This is a genomic window from Marinobacter antarcticus (genome assembly GCF_900142385.1).
GTDB classification, from domain to species: domain Bacteria; phylum Pseudomonadota; class Gammaproteobacteria; order Pseudomonadales; family Oleiphilaceae; genus Marinobacter; species Marinobacter antarcticus.
In genome coordinates, this window is the sequence record NZ_FRAQ01000005.1 from 95578 (window position 1) to 114701 (window position 19124).

Consider the following 19124-nt stretch of genomic DNA (forward strand, 5'->3'; position numbering starts at 1 on the left):
TCGACTCAAGCCTCAGGCCGGTCATTATTAAGATGCCAGTATGGTAAAGTATTTCACCTCAGGTTGGTGCTTTTCCAAAGCTTTCACAAACTCAGGCCCGGAGTAAACTCATGATTCACCCCGTCATTATGGCTGGCGGTACCGGCTCGCGACTTTGGCCGCTGTCACGACAATTGAACCCGAAGCAATTTCTTAAGCTGACGGACGGCCCACTCTCGATGCTGCAATCGACGGTGGCCAGGCTTGACGGGATGGATGCTCAAAAACCACTCCTGATCTGCAATGAAGAGCATCGCTTTCTGGCGGCGGAACAAATGCGGCAATCCGGCCATGAGGATAGCTGCATTATCCTTGAACCCTGCGGTCGCAACACAGCACCTGCCATCGCACTGGCGGCGCTTCAGCTTTGCGAGAACGCCGATGGCGATGACCCGCTTATGCTGGTTCTTGCCGCCGATCATCTGATCAAGGATGTGGATGCGTTCCAGAAAGGCGTAGCACAGGCTGTCCCTCTGGCCCAAGACGGCAAACTCGTGACCTTCGGAATTGTTCCCCACCAACCGGAAACCGGATACGGCTATATACATCGCGGCAGTGAACTCGCCGTTGATTGCTACTCCGTTGATGGCTTTGTGGAAAAGCCCGACATTCAGACTGCCAAAGCCTACCTTGCGTCCGGAGAGTACCTCTGGAACAGCGGTATGTTCCTGTTTGGCGCCCGGCAATATCTGACAGAGCTGGAATTACACCGCCCTGACATTCTCTCTGCCTGCCGTGCCGCGATGACGGATACCAGCAAGGACCTTCACTTTATCCGGGTGAATTCGGAGCTATTCGCTGAATGCCCCTCTGAATCAGTGGACTACGCGGTCATGGAAAAAACCGATCATGCCGCAGTTGTCTCCCTGGACGCAGGCTGGAGCGACATCGGATCCTGGTCCGCCCTTTGGGATGTCAGCGACAAAGACTCGAATGGAAACAGCCTCAACGGCGATGTGATTGCTCACCAAACCCGAGACACGCTTGTACGCGCAGATAGCCGCCTCGTTGCCACCATTGGAGTCGATGATCTGGTCATAATCGAGACCAAAGACGCCATTCTTGTTGCTCACAAGGACAAGGTGCAGGACGTAAAAGCTGTGGTTGAGCAAATCCGCAGCGATGGCCGGCACGAGCACATGAATCACCGTGAGGTCTACCGTCCCTGGGGAATCTATGACTCCATAGACAGCGGCCCTCGCTACCAGGTGAAGCGAATCACTGTAAAGCCTGGAGCAAAGCTCTCTGTTCAGATGCATCATCATCGCGCTGAGCACTGGATCGTCGTCAGCGGTACAGCGCGGGTGACCAACGGCGAAAAAACCTATCTGGTTACAGAAAACCAATCCACATACATCCCCATAGGACAGGTGCACTCTCTGGAAAATCCGGGGGTTATCGATCTGGAACTGATCGAAGTGCAATCCGGCTCCTATCTCGGCGAGGATGACATTGTCAGATACGAGGACCGGTACGGCAGAAAATGAGCAAGTTGAAGTATTTTTTTGTTGCAGGCCTTCTGCGTATCGCAGGTTGGCTCTCTCTGGCGAGCGCGCAAAGGATTGGCAAGCTTGTGGGTTTGCTTATGTGGAAGATGCCGGCAAAGCCTCGTGAGGTTACCGACATCAACCTCTCCATTTGCCTCCCGGAACTATCACAACCCGCACGCGCAGCAATGGCAAAAGAGTCGCTGATGAATACAGGGATGACGATGCTTGAAGTTCCTTTGATGTGGGAGTGGCCCGTTGAAAAATGCCTTGATCTGGTTCAGGAAACAGAGGGGCTTGAGCTAATTGATGAGGCAATGGCTGACGGCAGTGGGCTGATTCTGCTCGCGCCGCACCTGGGGAACTGGGAATTGGCAGGATTGTTTTTCTCATCCCGTTACAAAATGGCCGCACTGTACAGCCCGCCTAACATGCCGGAATTCGAGGACTACATGATTCGGGTCCGGGGGAGGCTTGGCTCAGAGCTCGTGCGCGGCGACAGACGGGGGCTCGTAAGACTGGCCTCGATTCTCCGGGAAGGAGGCGTTGCCGGTATCCTTCCTGATCAGTCCCCGCGCGGCAAAGGCAATGCTTTTGCTCCGTTTTTTGGCATGGAGGTCAAGACCATGACTCTTGTGTCGAAGCTCATGCAGCGCACTGGCGCCAAGGCTCTGATTACTTATGCCGAGCGGCTGGAGAACGCTCAAGGTTTTCGGATTGTAGTACGCCAAACCGAGCCGGGCCTGGATAACAAGGATGCCGTGGCAGCAACAACAGCACTGAACCACACTATCGAACAGTGTATTCGGAGCATTCCCGGGCAGTACCAATGGGAGTACAAACGCATGCGGCACCGGCCAGCAGGCGAAATCAATCCCTACAACCCGGGCCGGGTATGCTGACGGTTTACCTCGCGGACACTCCAACATGACCAATCAAATCAAAAAGCCTATTCACCTGCTTTTTGTACTCGGTGTCGGGGGTGCGCTTCTATCGTCCAGCATCCTGGCAGGCGCAACCCTGTTACTTGCCATTACGGGCTTTGCGATCAGCTATCGCAAAGCCCTGTATCAGGCAGGGTGGGACAAGCCTAAAGAGTTACGTTTACTGCATTTCGCTTTCTGGTTTTTCGTACTCGTGAGCGCTTATTCGTGGGCACTTGAAGGTTTCAGTTATGAGGGCGGAAAAACTCTCGGCACTCATGCCCGCTTTATCCTGTTCTGGCCCCTGATTATTGCTTTCAGTTATGCCCGACTGGGAGCGAACACCGTATTTGCCGGGGCCGGGCTGATGGCTGCATCCATTCTCGGTTTGTTTGGTTCAGCGCTGATCGCAAACCACGGCTCTTTAGACTTACTTCTTAGCAGCCGCTTCGGCGGCGGCATAAACCCGATCAGCTTTGGAAATATCGCGTTACTAAGCAGCTTTCTCACCCTGACAGGCGGACTGTTTTTCTACCGCAGCAAGCGGTTCCCTATTGCCCTTCTCTTTATCGCTATGGGAGCCGGAGCTGCAGCGATTGCCATGTTATCGCAAACCCGGAGCGACCTGATTGCCCTGCCATTTCTTCTGCTCCTTCTGGTTCCACTGCTCAGCAGAAACCTGCGTATCGTCAGCTTGGTCGCAATTCCTGTTGTGCTAATGACCGCCATCGCAACCAACGAACGTATGTCTCAGTCATTCGAAGGGTTTCTGCAAAATGACACCCTGGATTCCGGCATCACGATCCGAATGGAAGTGTGGGGACTAGCTTGGCACATGTTCGCAGAAAATCCCTGGACAGGGGTCGGGCTGGGCGGATATACGCGCGAAATCGAAGCCTCAGTCGCATCCGGAGAGTCTTCTGCCGTGCTGATCGATTGCTGTACCGGCCACGCCCATAATGATTTACTCAATGTTGCGGCCACCAGCGGCATTCCCGGCATTCTGGGTTGGACCTTTCTGATTTTCTTACCTTTGGCGATTTTTGCACGACACCTGTTCAGCACGCACGTTGCTACGGCGCACCTCGCAGCGTCAGGCTCAATGATCAGCGTCGGCTACCTACTCTTCGGGCTGACCGAAGCTACCTTTAACCGAACGTTGTTCCTGACTTTCTATCTGCTGTCTGTTGCCGGTATTGCCGCTGCACTGCTCAATGAGCTAAGCGCCTCTTACGTGCGGCAACGGACAAAAACAGTATCAGCCACCATCATCACCATGAATGAGGAAGATCACATTGCCGACTGCCTGAAGTCAGCCAGACTGGTTGCAGACGAGATTATCGTTCTTGATAGCGGAAGCACAGACAGAACCGTTGAGATTGCGAAGCAGTATGCGGACATCGTTGAAGTTACTGACTGGCCAGGCTTTGGCGTCCAGAAACAGAGAGCTCTGGAAAAAGCCACTGGCGACTGGGTGCTGTCACTGGATGCCGATGAACGCATCACGCCTGAACTGGGCCGTGAAATCAATCACCGGCTCGCGGCTCCCGACGCAGATGCTTACAAGCTCCCATGGGCCGTCACCATCTATGGCACCCGTCTGGATTTTGGGCGCAGTGGCCGGGCTCCATTGCGCCTTTTCCGCCGGGAGGGCGTTCGTTTTTCCGACGCCCTGGTTCACGAGCGCATCCTGATCCCCGAAGGCCGGAAAACCCGAACCCTGCGCGGCCGCCTGACCCACTATACTCACCGGGACTTTGGCCACTCATTGGAGAAAAGTGCCAAATACGCGTGGCTGGGGTCTTTGGAAAAACACAGGAAAGGCAAGAAAACGCGCACTATGATCTACCCTACCCTCAGGGGTTTAATGACCTTTGTGCAGGTTTATTTTATCCGGTTCGGCTTTCTTGACGGTGCAGTAGGGTATCTGACAGCCGTGACCTACGCTCAAGTGACCTTTAACAAGTACGCGGGCCTATGGACACTGAGCCCAAAACGAGAAAATCACCCGTCAGTCGAAGAAAGAAAGTAGCGACTGAATGACGCGCTCCTGCTCTTCCTCTGGCATGCCGTACCAGATCGGCAAGCGCACCAGACGCTCGCTCTCCCTGATGGTATAGCGCTCCTCGCCGTGGAATCGCCCCACTGTCTGGCCAAACGGCGAGGAGTGCAGCGGTACATAGTGAAATACAGCCATAACACCGGCTTGTTTGAGGTGATCAATCAGAGCGGTGCGCTCTTCAAGATCCCGGACTTTCAGATAATACATGTGGGCATTGTGCGCAGTCGCCTCCGGCAGTATAGGCCCGTCAACGGTGCCGCTTGCAATCAGAGACTTGAAAGCCTGGTGATACCGCGCCCAGATAGCCAGGCGATTATCACGAATCTGCTCGGCGCAGTTTAACTGGCCCCAGAGATAGGCAGCCTGAAGCTCGGAAGGGAGATAGCTGCTACCCATTCCAACCCAGCTGTACTTGTCGACCATGCCGCGGAAAAACTGACTGCGGTTGGTACCCTTTTCCCGAATGATTTCAGCCCGCTTTACAAAGCTTGCATCGTTGATGCTAAGCAATCCGCCCTCACCGCCGCTGGTATAGTTTTTCGTCTCGTGAAAGCTGAACGTACCCATGTGCCCGATGGCACCCAAAGGACGGCCATGGTATTCGGCCATCATGCCCTGGGCGGCGTCTTCGATCACATAAAGCCCATGACGATTGGCCAGCTCCATAATAACGTCCATGTCGCATCCGACGCCCGCGTAATGCACCGGAACAATGGCTCGAGTCTTTTCGGTAATCGCCGGCTCTATCAGAGTTTCATCGATATTCATGGTGTCCGGACGGACGTCCACGAACACAATGCGCGCGCCACGAAGTACAAAAGCATTAGCGGTGCTGACAAAGGTGTAGCTAGGCATGATGATTTCATCGCCGGGCTTCACATCGATCAATAGCGCCGCCATTTCGAGCGCGTGGGTACAGGAGGGGGTCATAAAGGCCCGCTCACAACCCAATTGACGTTCGAACCACCGTTGACAACGCTCAGTGAATGGGCCGTCACCAGAAAGCTTCCCCTGACCCAACGCTTCTTCAATATAGGGCAACTCGTTTCCCGTCACGGGGGGGCGATTAAATGGGATCACGCGTCTTTTTCCTGCAGGAATCTGCTTTCAAGTTCGTTCAGATCTTTCTTTCTCGCCTTCAGCCAACGGGCCGGGTTTCCAACGTACATCGCCCAAGGTTCAGTGCTCTTTGTAACCAGAGCCATAGCTCCTATTGCGCAGCCTTCGGCCACCGTCACGCCGGGAAATATAACCGCGTTAGTTCCGACGATGACTTGCCGCTCCAGCAAAACAGACGCAAAACGCTCGCGCTTGTATTTTGATGGAACAAGAGGGCCAATCATCGTCTCCCCTGAATAGTCGTCGGACTGGGCAAAAATTTTTACGCCATATGCCAGACCACTAAAATCTTTAAGCTCCACACCCGGCTCTCCGCCGGCAATCAGGCACATGGGCGCCACGTGACAATAACAGCCAAGGACAACCTTGCCTGACAAAACACAAAAATCATCAACCCGGGAGAAGTCACCTATTTCCATCAGCTCCGCGTTATATATGCTGGCCTTGTCGCTGATTTTGACACCCTGACCCAGACTCTTGAAGTTCAGTTCTTCGAGCGCGCTTTCAGAAAGATAACCCATCACTCACCCCTTAAAAAGATCATCAAGTTGGGCAATCAAGTTGGGCTTTGAAAAAACCTGCCGCACCCGTCGTACATTGCCTTCCTTCGAAAGCTCCGGAATCGGAGACAAATCGATATTTTCGACATCAAACCACTCAATTTCCAACGAATCCAGCAGGCTGGTGGTTGATATACCACGCCGCAAGTACACTTTTTTTCCCATACCGAGAAGCGATATCAGATTGCCGAGCCCCTGCTGACGCTTGTGGTTGAAAATGGCAATATCAATCGTTGCAAGAAACTCCTGATACTGAGCTAAGGGCAAAAAATCAATGAGAGGTACAAAGCGGTCGCCAAACAGTTTTTTGCCTTCGCTAATAACCCGGAGGGCATGCTGCTGATTGCCGTAAGAAAGTGGCACAAGTACGCGAAAATTATCGGCCGAAAGACTCGCCAGTTTTTCAAAAACCTCAAGATGGTTATTACTGGGATCGGCAGAATTGCCCACCTGGATTTCAACAAAATCGGTGGTTCTTTCACCGACACCGGGATCCGAAAACAAATTAGAGGTATACATCAAGCAGCTATGGACCTGACCACCTGCACCATACCACTCCCTGGCAAGCTCAATATCACCCGGAACATAAGTTACCAGATGTCCGAGGTGCCTTATAACAAACCGTCTGGAAAAATCCTTCAACCCTGGTTTCGAGCCCGCCTCTCTCTTGCCGTAAAGATCATTCCCCCAGATAACCCAGTACGTTTTTTTCAGCAACCAAGGCATGAAAAACAGCATTTTAATCACGGCACGTGTGAACAGCCCATGGAGAATGATTCGATCCGCGCGATGCATCTGAACAATCAATCGGACTTTTGCTGCTGTTTTCCCGGCAAAACCCTTCTCAACGCGATGTACACTGGAGCGCCCCTCACTGCTGAACTTCTTGTGGTCACCGAAAATGACGAATTCATGCAGGGCCGGATCGAAATTGGCCTGCACCAAATCAATAAACGGCGGAATGAACTTCTCCGCCCGACAAATATGCAGAACCTTTGGCTCACTCACCGGAAGCATCACTCATGTCTGAAATGTCAGATTCGTTGACCAGTTCCCGTATATACGTCCCGTACCCGCTTTTCGCGTAAAATGCTGCAGCACTGAGCATGCCGGCGTTATCCAACCAGCCATTGCGCCAGGCAATCTCCTCAAGACAGGCAATCTTGAACCCCTGGCGTTTTTCAATGGTTTCAACAAATTGTGCCGCTTCCAGAAGCGTCCCATGAGTGCCGGTATCGAGCCACGCGAATCCGCGCCCAAGGAGTTGAACGCTCAGTGAGGCATCGTCAAGGTAGGCATTATTGATGGCCGTTATTTCAAGTTCGCCGCGAGCGGACGGCGCTACTTTTTTGGCAAACTCAACAACCCGGTTGTCGTAAAAATAGAGCCCCGTCACCGCAAAATTTGATTTCGGGCGTGTGGGCTTTTCCTCCAACGAGACCGCCTGCATTTCACTGTTGAACTCTATGACCCCGAAATCCTGTGGTGTCTTGACCTGATATCCAAAAATCATTGCCCCACTTTTCTGCTGAATCTGGCGCACGGCATTCCTTAGCATAGGCGTAAAACCTTGCCCGTAAAAAATGTTATCACCAAGAACCAGGCAGACATCTGAGGCACCGATAAATTCCTCCCCAATCAGAAATGCCTGGGCAAGACCGTCGGGGCTTCTTTGGATTTCGTAGCTCAGACGGATACCCAACCGGCTGCCATCTCCCAGTAAACGTTTGAAAGCCGACGCATCATCGGGCGTCGTAATGATCAGAATGTCGCTGATACCCGCCAGCATCAAAACCGAAAGCGGGTAATAGATCATAGGCTTGTCATAAATCGGCAGGAGCTGTTTGGACACACCCATGGTTATTGGAAACAAACGAGACCCGGTCCCACCTGCAAGAACAATTCCCTTCATAATCGCTCAACTTTGCTGACTGTCAGTATGTATTGCCGGATTTTTCAAGAATTCGATGGCACCAGTCAAGATTATCCAGATACCAGCTCACCGTTTTACACATACCGGAATCAAAGGTTTCATTTGGCTGCCAGTGCAACTCTTCGCTGATTTTCCCGATATCAACTGCATAGCGGCGATCGTGGCCCGGCCGATCGGTTACATGAGAAATCAGTTCCTTGAAAGAAGACAGGCCCGCGGGCTTGTTTGCAACCAAGTCATCAAGGCACCTGCACAAGCAGTGAACTACCTCAAGATTGGTTTTCTCGCTCTGCCCACCGATGTTATAGGTTTCACCCAATTTGCCATTTTTCAATACTGTGCAGAGCGCCTCGGCATGGTCCTCGACAAAAAGCCAGTCGCGAACCTGGAGGCCATCGCCGTATACAGGCAAAGGCTTGCCATCCAACGCGTTAAGGATCATCAACGGAATCAGCTTTTCCGGAAACTGATAGGGGCCATAATTGTTCGAGCAATTACTGACAACAACAGGCAAACCATAAGTCCGAAACCAGGCCCGAACCAGATGGTCAGAACTGGCTTTGCTGGCCGAGTAGGGAGAGCTGGGCGCATATCGTGTGGTTTCAGTAAAAAGCTTATCAGTAGCATCAAGATCCCCGTATACCTCATCCGTGCTGATGTGGTGAAAACGGAATAGTTTTCGCTTCTGCTCAGGCTGTGCCAGCCAATACTGCCGTGCAACCTCAAGTAGCGTGTAGGTACCAACGATGTTGGTTTGAATAAACGCGGCAGGCCCGTCTATCGAACGATCAACATGACTCTCAGCAGCCAGATGCATCACTGCGTCTGGCTGCTGAGCCTCAAAAACTGCCTGCAGGGCGGGCTGGTCACAGATATCGACCTGCTCAAACCAATAACGATCGCTGGTAGATGCTTTACCCAGTGACTCCAGGTTGCCAGCGTAGGTCAGCATATCGACATTCACGACCTTGGCACTGGTCTGTGCAATCAGGTACCGAATGACTGCCGAGCCAATAAAGCCTGCACCCCCGGTTACCAGAATTTTCATACCACACCCCTATCAGACTCAAACGCAACTGTCTCCGCACCGGCGTGATCCAGCACTTGCCAAAGCTCTTCGGGGTGGTAAACGGCATCAGAAACACCCTCGTCACTAATACGGTATACGGAAAGTTCCGGGCAAAGTGTTTTCAGGGTAAACAGTGCGGTGGACGTAAAACCATAAAAGGCTTCGAGCCGGTCATCGGCCAATGCCATCGCAATTTCGATGGGCAGGGAATTTGATTGGATGCTCACAGGAATGCCTTCGAAATAGGGCGACAACAACTCCACTCTCTGTTTTCTGTGCATAAAATAAATAAGCTCTGAGCCAGGATGACGATCCTGCAAGTACAGAAGATGCGCCCTGAGGCGAGTCAGAAGCGCCTGTTTTCCATGGTTCTGCCCCAGATAACCGACCCCCTTGCCTACTGAGCGGTCAACTTTATCCTGCTTCAGGCCAAACAGGTCACGGAACACCGGAAACCGAGGCGCAGCTTATTAGCTGAAACGGGGTGCTGGCCAAAAATATATCAGGATTGGTCATGAATAATCACTTGCAGCCGGACTGGCTTCCGTTATCGACATTGAAAGCATCATTGGCTAATAAGTCGTTTTAGCCAACTCCTTGCGAAGACGACGCCTGACCTTCAGTTTCCTCAGCAGGTTCAGCGGCTTGGATTTTAAAGTTTGCTTTTTTACCGTCAAAAACTGATCAACCGCATCCAGAACCCTCTCACTTGAGCGCCCATCGAAAAACACATGAAGATCACGACACAGGTGTTTTTGTGCTTCGAGAAGCCCTTGGGGGCGCTGGACGGCCTGCATCAGCCCATCCTCCAGTTGCTCAACTGTTTGAATATCAATAAGATACGGGCCCGGCATTTTTGTACGGAAGGTAACCACAGGTCTCTGGAGGAACATGAATTCAAACATAATCGACGAGGTATCACACAGCATAAGATCAGCTTCAGACAAAAGCGGCATCAAATCCTCATCACTTTCAACAAACCTCAGGTTGGCGCCCTGCATTGACCGATACCGTTCGACGGTGCTTTCGTCCATTTTCGGGTGAAGCGTCACGATAAACTGCCATTTCCCGCTCTGCGAAAGCTCCTCGATTTTATCCGCCAGTTGAGGTGCACAGGTGACTGAACGGCTGAATGTTGAGGCGAAAAACACCGTTGGTGGCTCACTCTCTCCGCGGATGCGTTCGCCACAACTCGCATCTCTGAGCAATGGATCGAGTTTGGGCCAGCCGGTTTTGGCCACGGCAAAATGCCCTAACTCTTGCGCCAGGGCCTGAAACTTTTCGGTATCCTTTTCGGCGTGGGTGCAGTAAAGATCAAACCAGCCCCGAATTCGGTAATGGTCGCTTTCGTCCTCGCTTTTATGGCCCCGTTTATTTCTCGCCATACCATGGAAAACCTCTACTTTTATTCCCGGAAAAAAGTAGGGCACCCAATCACCTGGCACAAACGTCGCCTCAGCTCCGTAGGCTTCAACCTCTTTTACTGTCTTCAGTCTCTTCTCATCCGGCTTCAGGGGAGCCGCTGAGCACCCGGCCACAAACCAGGCAACCTCGTCGCCCCGGCGGCGGATTTCGGTCTGCAGCGGACGCAGTATTGAATAAGAGTAAGGTTGATTAACAAAAAAGAGGTAACGCCGCATTCAGTTCTGACCCGTTAACTCGCAATAGATTTTGCCCATCTGCGCCACCGTCTGGGAGGTATGGAAATGCGTCGCTATCCGCCGGCGTGCAAGCTGCCCCATCTGCTTCAGGCGTTCCCGATCCCGGTAAAGCTCGAGAAGTGCAGCACTGAGCGACTGCGCATCATTGGGCGGCACCACAAGCCCGCTTACACCCTGCTCAACAAGTTCGGGCATGCCTCCCACGTCTGTTACGACTGGCGCCACACCGTAGGACATGGCCTCAATGACAGCGCGGGGCAGGCCCTCACGCTCCTTGGAGGGCAACACGAACACATCACTGGCCGCTGCCAGAGCGGGGGCATCCTTCCTGAACCCGGTGAAGTGTACCCGCTCGGGGTGAGGCAACGCCTGAACCTGTTGCCGGAGAGGCTCGTTACGATCCAGATCACCTACCAACAACAGGTGAATAACAACATCCGAAGGCAGGCGTGCCAGCGAATCAACAAGCACGTCGAAGCCTTTTCTTGGCACATCCCTTCCGGTACAGCAGACAGTGAATGCGCCCTCCGGAATACCAAACTCTTGAAGATCCGCGGGTGTATCTTGATACCACTCCAGATCATGACCCTTATAAACCGTTATCAGTTTCGAGGGCGGCAGATGCAACCAAAGGAAATGCAGGCCAGCAAGATAGTCTCGAATGGCATCCGCTACGCAGACAATACGGTCCACTCGCGGGTGAAGGAAAGTAATCCAGGATTCCGGATTAAGGAAGCTGATGTTGCCAATAACGCCCCGATAAGCGACAACTTTTATCGACATTCCCCGGCTTGCCCGCAATGCGCAGGCAAGAGCGCGGGGGTTGAAGGCATGCACAACATCATACTTGCCAGTCTCAAGCACATTGCGAATAGCCGCTGTACCCTCTTTGTCAAAACGATTCCGCAAGGCAATTGGGCCAACAATCAGACCAGCGTTGTTCAATCTCTCAAAGTTCGCGCCGTCCGGATTCGCCATAACGCCTATGGGAAACCCCTCCTCTCTGAGGCCGATAAACAGCTCGCTTTCTGGCCGATCACATTTATCGGTTAAACAAAGAATTCCAGGGAGTTTTTCTGGGGACTGTGTTTCGATCAAACCCGATTCCTTCTGCGCTTTTCGTGACGCCGCATTGCACTGCTGATACGACATAATACCCTTTGATGGCACAGTCTACTGCCTGACAAAAAGAAAGTCGCGGGGACAACAGCTCATGAAATATTTGTCAGCCATAAACCTATTGCCCGGAAATAATAAATGGTTCTGCTCGACTGCACTTTAAGAGACGGTGGTTATTACAATGCCCGGCCGGGAACCGGGCCCAGTGTCCATCAACACAGCAAAGCGCTTGAGAGTTACATTAAACGGTACCGCCCCATTGTCGCCGCACCGAACACACAACAAGATATTTAGGCAGAGCTGATTGATGTCAGGATTGCATGCCACCCCATGCGACTCCTCGCGGACTTCGACTTTTTTTATCAACCAGTGGACGGCATTCAGCCAGTGGCAGGACTACTGTCGCCTAAACGACATCACTGTTCACCCGACGTTACCCTGGTAACCTTCTTCCAGTGCGGCCCATCGGCTTTCAAGATCTCCGGCACCCGCCTGCCGCCAATTCAAACGACCCAGGGAGCGACGAAGTCTCGCCAAATTTGCGGCTTTCCAAGGAGCGTCCCGCTTTGGCTTTTCCTTGATTTCCCCCTTATCAAAATCGATCAGATAAAAGCCGTCTTCCCGAACCAGAATATTGAAACAGTTCAAATCGGCATGACGAATGCCTGCATCATGAAATCGGCGAAGCGTCATGCCGAGAGACTGCCACTGGCCCAGGGAAAGATGACCAATACTGTCCGCCAACGGCGCAGAATCCCTCAATCGCTCGACTAGAATTGCTGCCCGATAACAAGCCAATGCTGTCCTCTGATAGCACGCAGCAATGGGCTTAGGCACTGGAAAGCCGTCATTGTGCAACTCCAGCAGCAGCCTGAACTCAGAAAACGACCGAACTCGTTTTTCGCCGAGATAGAGATAGGCCGACTCCAGAAATCGTGCAACGAAGCCACCCCGCAAGTACTTTCTTAACACCGCCGAGAGGTCGGCAGTCTCAACGAACCATGCTCCTCCGCGACCGCCGCTGGAGACTGGCTCAGCGGCCGCGCCCCAGGCATCCGGATCAAACCAGCCCGGAGTCACAATGCCCCCATAGTCCTCATGGGCGATAGAGACAAAGTCGCGCTCTCGCGAAATATTTACACCGTCGGCCATCATGGTTCTCGTCGAAATGGATAAAAATGGCTTTCAATCGCCCCGAACGACCTGAGACGATTTCCGCTGAGTCAGTTAGAATACCGTAAAGTTTATCAATGATCGCCAGCAAAGCTCCACGGAAGGCCCAAACGATTTAATGAACCCCCACAGGATTTCGGTTTGATGAAATCAGTCTGCATTCTTCGCCTGTCAGCGATAGGCGATGTCACTCATGTTGTGCCCGTTGTTCTCAGTCTTCAACACCAATGTCCGGGCATCCGCATCACCTGGGTTATCGGTAAAATTGAGTCACGACTGGTCGGCGACCTTCCGGGCGTCGAGTTCATAGTATTCGACAAAAAAAGTGGTTGGCGCGGTTATGCTGAGCTATGGAAGACGCTCAGAGAACGACGATTTGATGCCCTTCTGCACATGCAGGTTGCATTCAGGGCGAACCTGGCGTCTGCCTGCATCCGCGCTAAAACCCGTGTGGGATATGACAAAGCACGAAGTAAGGACATGCATGGGATGTTTATCAATCGCCGGATTCCGGCAGCCGACAAGCAGCACGTCCGGGACTGCCTTGCGAGTTTTCTGACACCGCTTGGTCTTGAACCCGCGCCGGCGAGGTGGGTAATTCCCGTTTCAGACGCTGACCGGAGTTTCGCGTCGACTCACCTGAAACAGGATCGTCGAAATCTTATTATCAGCCCCTGCGCAAGCCATGTGCTTCGCAACTGGTCAGTGGAGCGCTACGCGCGACTGGCTGACTATGCGGTCAGCCAGCATGGAATGAATGTCATCCTGGTTGGCAGCCCTGCTGCTTTCGAAATGGACTTTTGCAAGTCCATCTCCGACCAGATGCAGCAACCGGTCACCAATATCTGTGGCAAGGATACCCTCAAACAGTTGACGGCATTGATGAGTGCGGCTGACCTTGTCGTTGCTCCGGACACTGGGCCGGCGCACATCGCCAGTGCTGTAGACACCGATGTCATTGGCCTTTATGCGGCGAGCAACCCGAATCGGTCAGGCCCCTATAATTCACTGCCCTGGTGTATTGACCATTATAATGAGGCATTGGAGATATATACCGGCAAAAGTGTTGAATCGGCCCGCTGGGGAGCCAAAGCCGAATTTGAGGGCGTTATGGATTTGATCGAGGTGGATGAAGTCTGCGCGAAGCTTGACGAATGGATAGCACAGCGGAGCGTAGAACCGTCCCATGGCTAGCGCCCCTCTTTTATCAATACCTGCATCCTGGCTGTCTCAAAAAAGCCACGGCGAAAAACTGTTCGTTGCTGCTCTCGCGACCTATATCTTTAGCTATCTCCCAGTCCCCGCAGCCTATCACGGGGCTGAAAGCGTAATGATTCTGGTTTTTCTCTGGCTGATTTTTATTTCCGGCAAAAAAACAGGATTAAGGTCCCGCGTTCTCCATGACCCACTATTTCTGGCGTCCGCAGTAATGTTGGGTTTCCTCATTCTGGCACGGCTGTGGTACGCCTATAGCTTGCCGCCGGGCATCGATCCCGACATTCGTGAAACACGATATTTTCTGAAGCCGATAATGGTATTTCTGGTTGCGCTTGGCATGGGCATTATTGCCCGTCCCTATCGCTGGCCCCTTTTATTATCAGGCTTACTCGGGCTTGCAGTTTATTTGCTGACAACCATCGGAGACGGCTACTGGGCCAACGCTTTGGCCGGAAAACGGGAAGACTTTGGCATTCACAACGCTCAACACACGGCTATGTTTTTTGGAATGGCCCTGATTGGCGTGGTTTGCTTCATGTTCCGAACCGCCAGGGTCAACTCAACTCATTGGCGCTGGGCCTTTATGTCCCTTGTTGTCCTCACCTTTGCCCTAGTGGCTTTTGGATTTATAGCCGCCCAGACCCGTGCGGCCTGGCTTGGCATCATCACTGCCATTACCATTGGCCTGGTGACAGTCGCCTGCCTCAAGAGAACAAAGAGCGCTAACGCCCACGGCCAGCAACGACGCACAGTCATTCTCGTGCTGGCTCCATTCCTCTTGTTGTGTATTGTACTTGCAGGCCTGAACTTACCAGAACGGATCATGGCGCCTTTCAACATTTCAGTGGACCAGTACACCGCCCTGCCAGATGAAAACGCTGATCCCAAAACGAGCCATGGCGTTCGGCTACTTTCCTGGCGAGTCGCATTCGAATGGCTAAAAGAACGCCCGTTGATGGGCTGGGGCCCGGGAAGTAAAGAGGATCTGATCGACCAATCCGACTTTTTCTCCGATCGGTTCAAGAAACACTTTGGTCACCTTCACAACTCATTTGTTGAAAGCCTTGTCGCCAATGGACTGGTTGGATCAGCCATTTTACTGGCCATGGTAGTATGGTTAGGAGTTGCTACATTTGTCGCCCATCGCAAAGGTCGAATGCCTGATGATGTTTTCATATTTGCGTTGAGCTTTTTTGGGTTCTGGGTGGCAATAAACCTTTTTGAGTCATATACCCTTTACACCACCGGGCATTATATCAATGCTGTCGCGGGAGGATTTATTTACTCTTTTTATCTTCAATCGCACCACGAGGACGCAAGCCCATGACCCGCCGAATTCATGTTGCGGCCTGTTGTGACGAGAATTACGTCCCGTATGTGGCAGTAATGATGCTATCGGCACTGGCATCAACACCGAATACGCCGATTACATTTCACCTGATCAACTGCAGCATTTCACCCGAAAGCATTCGCAAGCTTCAGGATCTCATCGAACGGCACAACGGCCAACTCGAAATCTACCAACCCGATGACCAGCTTTACCGGGGCCTGCCAACCCTAAGGTATGGAGAGGCTGTCTACCAACGCATCAATTTGCCTGAATACATTCCTTCAGACATTGGAAGGATACTCTACATAGACGCCGATACCCTGGTGCTTGGAGACCTTGACGAGCTATGGCAGTTGGATCTGAAAGATCATCTCGTTGCGGCCGTTGAGAACCTGTCACCAAGAGCGTGCAAGGATATTGGTCTTCCTCGCACTGAATACTTTAACTCCGGTGTCCTGCTAATTGATCTTGAGGGCTGGAGGCGAGAGAGCATTCATCTACAAGTTACCGATTATGCGCGAAAAAATGCACATCGACTGCAGTATGTCGATCAATGCAGCCTGAATGCAGTGCTCCGGGGCCGCTGGTTGCGCCTAATGCCGGACTGGAATCAACAGTCCGACATCTACAAAGTCGTAAAGAAATACCATGAAGGCAGTTCCTACACGCAGCGAGGCATGGAGGAGGCGATTCTAGACCCTAAAATCGTGCATTTTACTGGCAAGAAGAAACCCTGGAAGGTCTATTGTTTTCATCCTTTCAAAGCGCAACACCGGGCATTTCTCAAAACCACACCCTGGGCAGATCTTCCCCCGCCAGATGCCGCATTCAAGGTTTATCTGAAGTACTTTTTCGCATTGAGACAGCACTGGAAATCCTGCAAGCGGCAATCAGCTCTTAAAAAATTCCAACGGAGCAAAACTCACCATGACTGATAAACAACTCCGGAGCCTGCCGTCCGATGCCATTGCCATTGTTGCAAGCTCTGACGACAATTACGCGCCTCACCTGACCGTTCTGTTCTATTCGTTACTGGCAAACTGCTCAGCACCGGAGCGAGTCTCCCTGTTTTGCCTGGATGGCGGAATATCCAACGAGAACAAAACAAGGATGAATCAAGAGGTCAGGAAGCTCGGAGCTTCTGGCGTCGACTTCGTTTCTTTCGACAGCAATCGGTACGACGATCTACCAACCATCAAACATATTACTTCTTCAGCCTACTATCGTATTTCCATTCCCGAAATATTCGATGAATCCGTACATAAAGTGATTTACCTGGATTGCGATATGATCGTTAAAGGCGACATCATCGAGTTATGGGAAACCGATATCTCTGATTTTCATATTGGCGCTGTCGAAAACCTGTCAGGCCACACCTACAAAAAATTGGGAATTCCCCAAAACCAATACTTCAATTCCGGCATGCTATTGATCAACCTTGACCTCTGGCGGCGCGATGAAATACCGGAAAAAGTATTCAAATTCAAAAAAGAAAATCCCGACAGAATAAGCACCAACGACCAATGCGCGCTAAACGGTGTGCTATACGATAAATGGAAACACCTGCACCTTAAGTGGAATCATCAGACCGGGTTGTATCGGCCCAGTGAGCAAACGGCTGCCTTCTCGCAAAGCGAGATTGATGAGGCAACCCTCTCACCCGGAATCATCCACTACATCGGCTGGGATAAGCCTTGGCGAAAAGTGCGTTTCCACCCTCTAGCCGGTGAGTACGACCGTTTCGCCGATAGGCTCGAGGAGTCGCCAAGATCAAAACCGGGCTTCGGCGATTACCTGAAGGCGTATGCGTCTGTGTCTCGCCTGAAGAAGTTGAAACGGCAATTGAAGTGGCAGGCCTGGTACAGAGAAAAAGGTTATGATCTTTACCACGGATAAAAAAGGCGCCCATAGGGCGCCTTTTTTATCTTAGCCAGTTTACTTTCTGGCCGTGTAGTCCTGATACGATTTTTCCTCAACGAACCGCGACCCGAGCGCCAGGTTGACTTCTTTTTTGATGGCGGCACGCTTGTCATTGGTCACGTAGACCGCCCGCGCCAGTCCAATAAACCTGGGACCGAAATCCTGGGCCGCTTCCTGGTCCCGGATATCATCTTCGATAACCCAAAGCTCTTCATTGACCGCTTTCAACTGCTTGCGCAGATCTGCAATTGCGCTTTGGTTTTCTACCGCATCGTTCCAGGTCGTGCTTAGCTCATCCAGCTCAAGCCGAACATTTCGCACCTTGGCCTCATCCTTGATGCGCTCGGACTTGATTTCAAGAATAGTGATTTTGTCGAGAACTTCACCGAAAGAAACCGGAACTTTAATGACATCCGCCATTTTCTGCACCTGTCAATTTTATGAGTTTAAACACAAAGAAGCCGCTCGACTGCTCGGGGCAGACAGCGGCTATGAAATCATTCGCTCTCAGTTTTTGACCGGTGTCAGCCAGTCACTATGCTCAGGGAGCTTCCCTTTAACCGCATCGAAGTACATCGCCTGCAGCTTCTCAGTAACCGGCCCGCGCTGGCCAGCGCCAATAGAACGGCCGTCCAACTCACGGATAGGCAACACTTCTGCCGCAGTACCCGTAAAGAAAGCCTCATCTGCGATGTACACTTCATCACGAGTAATACGGCGCTCTTTCACGGGAATATTCAGGTCCGCCGCGAAATCCAGAATGGTCTGGCGCGTAATACCTTCGAGGCAGGAGGTCAGCTCTGGCGTATGCAGAACACCGTTGCGCAAAATGAAGATGTTCTCGCCAGAGCCTTCAGCCACATAACCTTCGTTGTCCAGCATGAGAGCTTCTTCACACCCACTGGCAATGGCTTCGTTCAACGCCAGCATGGAGTTGATATAGTTACCGTTAGCCTTGGCCTTACACATGGTGATGTTGACGTGGTGGCGCGTATAAGAGGAGGTACGCACCTTGATGCCGATTTCCTTGGCTTCTGGCGACATATACGAAGGCCAGCTCCAGGCAGCAACCATCACGTGGACTTTCAGGTTGTCTGCACGCAACCCCATGCCTTCAGAGCCCAGAAAAGCCATCGGGCGAAGATAAGCTTCGTCCAGGTTATTCTCTCGAACCGATGCACGCTGTGCTTCGTTGAGTTCTTCCTTACTGAACGGTATTTTCATGTTCAGAATGTGCGCAGACCGGAAAAGGCGATCCGTATGATCTTTTAGCCGAAAGATCGCCGGGCCGTTCGCTGTATTGTATGCGCGCACTCCTTCAAAACAGCCCAGGCCGTAATGCAGAGTGTGAGTCAGGACGTGAGTTTTAGCTTCACGCCAGGGAACCATTTCACCATCCAGCCAGATAACGCCATCGCGATCAGCCATCGACATTCTTCGTTGCTCCTAAAAAAGCGGTTTTCGGGGATATCGCATTCTAGCAGGAAATTTTGACGGAACGACACCTGGCG

18 protein-coding genes are annotated in these 19124 nt (G+C 52.1%); 7 read left to right on the forward strand and 11 right to left on the reverse strand.

The annotated features are described in order from the left end of the window. The first annotated feature begins 110 nt into the window (after positions 1-110). From BUA49_RS16805 to BUA49_RS16815, 3 genes are read left to right on the forward strand one after another with little or no spacing between them, the layout of a single operon-like run. A complete protein-coding gene (locus tag BUA49_RS16805; protein WP_072799685.1) occupies positions 111-1526 on the forward strand; it encodes a mannose-1-phosphate guanylyltransferase/mannose-6-phosphate isomerase in 1416 nt (471 codons plus the stop codon). After that, complete coding sequence (locus BUA49_RS16810) at positions 1523-2428, forward strand: lysophospholipid acyltransferase family protein (protein WP_072799687.1); 906 nt, start codon at positions 1523-1525, stop codon at positions 2426-2428. The genes BUA49_RS16805 and BUA49_RS16810 overlap by 4 nt, the downstream gene beginning before the upstream one ends. 25 nt (positions 2429-2453) lie before the next feature. After that, positions 2454-4481 (forward strand): O-antigen ligase family protein, encoded by a 2028-nt coding sequence (locus BUA49_RS16815; RefSeq protein WP_072799689.1) that lies wholly within the window; start codon positions 2454-2456, stop codon positions 4479-4481. Here BUA49_RS16815 and rffA read toward each other — a convergent pair. The 9 genes from rffA to BUA49_RS16860 all read right to left on the reverse strand — a co-directional run bounded on the left by rffA (position 4461) and on the right by BUA49_RS16860 (position 13124). After that, on the reverse strand, positions 4461-5591 hold the full coding sequence (gene rffA, locus BUA49_RS16820; protein WP_072799690.1) for a dTDP-4-amino-4,6-dideoxygalactose transaminase: 1131 nt from the start codon (positions 5589-5591) through the stop codon (positions 4461-4463). The genes BUA49_RS16815 and rffA overlap by 21 nt on opposite strands. Next, positions 5588-6151 carry an acyltransferase gene (locus BUA49_RS16825; RefSeq protein WP_072799692.1) on the reverse strand — a complete coding sequence of 188 codons (564 nt, stop codon included), beginning with the start codon at positions 6149-6151 and terminating at the stop codon, positions 5588-5590. The genes rffA and BUA49_RS16825 overlap by 4 nt, the downstream gene beginning before the upstream one ends. 3 nt (positions 6152-6154) lie before the next feature. Beyond that, entirely contained in the window at positions 6155-7198 is a 1044-nt protein-coding gene (locus tag BUA49_RS16830) for a TDP-N-acetylfucosamine:lipid II N-acetylfucosaminyltransferase (RefSeq protein ID WP_175547605.1), read from the reverse strand. Next, positions 7191-8102, reverse strand: coding sequence for a glucose-1-phosphate thymidylyltransferase RfbA (rfbA, locus tag BUA49_RS16835; RefSeq protein ID WP_072799695.1), 912 nt, complete (start codon positions 8100-8102; stop codon positions 7191-7193). The genes BUA49_RS16830 and rfbA overlap by 8 nt, the downstream gene beginning before the upstream one ends. Before the next feature lie 22 nt (positions 8103-8124). After that, positions 8125-9171 carry a dTDP-glucose 4,6-dehydratase gene (gene rfbB / locus BUA49_RS16840; RefSeq protein ID WP_072799697.1) on the reverse strand — a complete coding sequence of 349 codons (1047 nt, stop codon included), beginning with the start codon at positions 9169-9171 and terminating at the stop codon, positions 8125-8127. Beyond that, complete coding sequence (locus BUA49_RS17830) at positions 9168-9641, reverse strand: hypothetical protein (RefSeq protein WP_072799699.1); 474 nt, start codon at positions 9639-9641, stop codon at positions 9168-9170. The genes rfbB and BUA49_RS17830 overlap by 4 nt, the downstream gene beginning before the upstream one ends. 123 nt (positions 9642-9764) lie before the next feature. Further along, positions 9765-10832 (reverse strand): CDP-glycerol glycerophosphotransferase family protein, encoded by a 1068-nt coding sequence (locus BUA49_RS16850; RefSeq protein ID WP_072799700.1) that lies wholly within the window; start codon positions 10830-10832, stop codon positions 9765-9767. Beyond that, complete coding sequence (locus tag BUA49_RS16855) at positions 10833-11951, reverse strand: glycosyltransferase family 4 protein (protein ID WP_228704527.1); 1119 nt, start codon at positions 11949-11951, stop codon at positions 10833-10835. It lies immediately after the preceding gene. A 444-nt stretch (positions 11952-12395) separates the two neighbouring features. Continuing rightward, on the reverse strand, positions 12396-13124 hold the full coding sequence (locus BUA49_RS16860) for a 3-deoxy-D-manno-octulosonic acid kinase (protein WP_084063618.1): 729 nt from the start codon (positions 13122-13124) through the stop codon (positions 12396-12398). A gap of 165 nt (positions 13125-13289) precedes the next feature. Between BUA49_RS16860 and BUA49_RS16865 the strand changes: the two genes are divergently transcribed. Genes BUA49_RS16865 through BUA49_RS16880 form a run of 4 tightly spaced genes read left to right on the forward strand, consistent with a single transcriptional unit; the run spans position 13290 to position 17589 of the window. Beyond that, complete coding sequence (locus BUA49_RS16865) at positions 13290-14339, forward strand: glycosyltransferase family 9 protein (RefSeq protein WP_072799702.1); 1050 nt, start codon at positions 13290-13292, stop codon at positions 14337-14339. Then, positions 14332-15690, forward strand: a complete 1359-nt coding sequence (locus BUA49_RS16870) for an O-antigen ligase family protein (protein WP_072799704.1) — start codon at positions 14332-14334, stop codon at positions 15688-15690. The genes BUA49_RS16865 and BUA49_RS16870 overlap by 8 nt, the downstream gene beginning before the upstream one ends. Beyond that, a complete protein-coding gene (locus BUA49_RS16875; RefSeq protein WP_072799706.1) occupies positions 15687-16628 on the forward strand; it encodes a glycosyltransferase family 8 protein in 942 nt (313 codons plus the stop codon). The genes BUA49_RS16870 and BUA49_RS16875 overlap by 4 nt, the downstream gene beginning before the upstream one ends. Next, positions 16621-17589, forward strand: a complete 969-nt coding sequence (locus tag BUA49_RS16880) for a glycosyltransferase family 8 protein (RefSeq protein WP_072799708.1) — start codon at positions 16621-16623, stop codon at positions 17587-17589. The genes BUA49_RS16875 and BUA49_RS16880 overlap by 8 nt, the downstream gene beginning before the upstream one ends. A gap of 39 nt (positions 17590-17628) precedes the next feature. Here BUA49_RS16880 and BUA49_RS16885 read toward each other — a convergent pair whose 3' ends face one another. Beyond that, complete coding sequence (locus tag BUA49_RS16885; RefSeq protein ID WP_072799709.1) at positions 17629-18033, reverse strand: DUF6165 family protein; 405 nt, start codon at positions 18031-18033, stop codon at positions 17629-17631. Between the two features lie 87 nt (positions 18034-18120). Continuing rightward, on the reverse strand, positions 18121-19047 hold the full coding sequence (locus tag BUA49_RS16890; protein WP_072799711.1) for a branched-chain amino acid transaminase: 927 nt from the start codon (positions 19045-19047) through the stop codon (positions 18121-18123). Between the last annotated feature and the right edge of the window lie 77 nt (positions 19048-19124).

Coding starts and splice junctions, on each gene's coding strand:
- BUA49_RS16805 (WP_072799685.1), top strand. CDS start 111: ATGATTCACCCCGTCATTATGGCTGGCGGTACCGGCTCGCGACTTTGG.
- BUA49_RS16810 (WP_072799687.1), top strand. CDS start 1,523: ATGAGCAAGTTGAAGTATTTTTTTGTTGCAGGCCTTCTGCGTATCGCA.
- BUA49_RS16815 (WP_072799689.1), top strand. CDS start 2,454: ATGACCAATCAAATCAAAAAGCCTATTCACCTGCTTTTTGTACTCGGT.
- BUA49_RS16825 (WP_072799692.1), bottom strand. CDS start 6,151: ATGGGTTATCTTTCTGAAAGCGCGCTCGAAGAACTGAACTTCAAGAGT.
- rfbA (WP_072799695.1), bottom strand. CDS start 8,102: ATGAAGGGAATTGTTCTTGCAGGTGGGACCGGGTCTCGTTTGTTTCCA.
- rfbB (WP_072799697.1), bottom strand. CDS start 9,171: ATGAAAATTCTGGTAACCGGGGGTGCAGGCTTTATTGGCTCGGCAGTC.
- BUA49_RS16850 (WP_072799700.1), bottom strand. CDS start 10,832: ATGCGGCGTTACCTCTTTTTTGTTAATCAACCTTACTCTTATTCAATA.
- BUA49_RS16860 (WP_084063618.1), bottom strand. CDS start 13,124: ATGGCCGACGGTGTAAATATTTCGCGAGAGCGCGACTTTGTCTCTATC.
- BUA49_RS16865 (WP_072799702.1), top strand. CDS start 13,290: ATGAAATCAGTCTGCATTCTTCGCCTGTCAGCGATAGGCGATGTCACT.
- BUA49_RS16870 (WP_072799704.1), top strand. CDS start 14,332: ATGGCTAGCGCCCCTCTTTTATCAATACCTGCATCCTGGCTGTCTCAA.
- BUA49_RS16875 (WP_072799706.1), top strand. CDS start 15,687: ATGACCCGCCGAATTCATGTTGCGGCCTGTTGTGACGAGAATTACGTC.
- BUA49_RS16880 (WP_072799708.1), top strand. CDS start 16,621: ATGACTGATAAACAACTCCGGAGCCTGCCGTCCGATGCCATTGCCATT.
- BUA49_RS16885 (WP_072799709.1), bottom strand. CDS start 18,033: ATGGCGGATGTCATTAAAGTTCCGGTTTCTTTCGGTGAAGTTCTCGAC.
- BUA49_RS16890 (WP_072799711.1), bottom strand. CDS start 19,047: ATGTCGATGGCTGATCGCGATGGCGTTATCTGGCTGGATGGTGAAATG.